Raw genomic sequence first — 1,192 nt, forward strand, 5'->3', positions numbered from 1 at the left:
CCACGCTTGCTCGGCCCACGCTTGCTCGGCCCACGCTTGCTCGGCCCACGCTTGCTCGGCCCACGCTTGCTCGGCCCACGCTTGCTCGGCCCACGCTTGCTCGGCCCACGCTTGCTCGGCCCACGCTCGGCCTGGTTCGCGGCGTGGCTCCCGCCGGCCGCCCCTCGCGCTGCGCGTTGCGGCGGAGCAGGGGGGCGCCGGTCCCGGGCGGGCAGGTGTGGCCCACGGGTCCCGCCCGGGACCGGCTTGGGCGTCGGCCATCGAGGGGGCAACTCGTTGCCGACCGGCGCCCGGGGCGCGGTCCCGCGTCCGGGGACCTCCCGTCGACCCGGTCGGAAACCGCGTTGGAGTCCCAGTCGACCGCATCCACCGCAAACGGACCAGGGCAGCCGACAGGTGATTCTCCGGGCCGGCGGTGCACCGGACAGGAAACGGACACGGAGGTGGCGGAGGTCCCTGTTCCGCTGGTTCGGCCCGTTCACCTGACCCCGCTGACTATCCTGATCTAGGCCGCACGGACGGTGTCGAGGGAACGGGGTCGACGTGTCTGTCGATAAGCATCCGGGATGGACGCCGAACATACTTCGGCGTTTTCGCGAGGCGCATGGCCTGACTCAGGACGGACTCGCCGAACGACTGCGCGGACTGCCCGCGAAGGACGGTTTTGCCCCGCCGGCCGCCACCGCCGAAATGGTCCGCCGCCATGAGCTCGGAAAGGTCTTTCCGGGCGTTGCCTACCGCCGTTCGTACTGTCGGCTGTTCGGCGTGACCGAGCCGGAGCTGGGCTTCCGGCCTCCGCTGCCCGGCGAGGCCGTCGGCGGGCAGCCGGCGGGGACGCCGACCTGGCCTGGCCCACAGCCGCCACCAGGCGGGACGGCGGGCACGCGGCCCGACCCCGGCTGGCCGGCGACCCCGCCGGGGCGGGCCGACGGGCCGCCGGAGGTGAGCCGTCCACCGGCGGGCCTGGCCCGCCCGGCGACGGAGACGGCAGGGCTGCCCGCGGGTGTGCCGGCCCCCGGGAGCCGGCGCCCGGCGCTGCTGGATGGTCCGGCGGTCCGGCTGGAGAGGATGTTCGAGGGCTTCAGGTCACGGTGGACGAGGCCGGCCCGGTGGATGGCCATCAGGGCGGTGGTGATGCTGACGGCGAGCTGGTGCAGCTCCGCGGGGGTCAGCGGGCCGCGACCGACGACGG

Annotated in this window: 1 protein-coding gene; it reads right to left on the reverse strand. The window is 74.7% G+C overall.

Annotated features, from left to right (window positions below):
• Positions 1 to 734: 734 nt before the first annotated feature.
• Positions 735 to 1,192: protein kinase domain-containing protein (locus AC6EXY_RS33300; RefSeq protein ID WP_499842485.1), on the reverse strand; the 458-nt coding region annotated here is incomplete at its 5' end.

The sequence above is a fragment of the Frankia sp. RB5 genome (assembly GCF_059816245.1).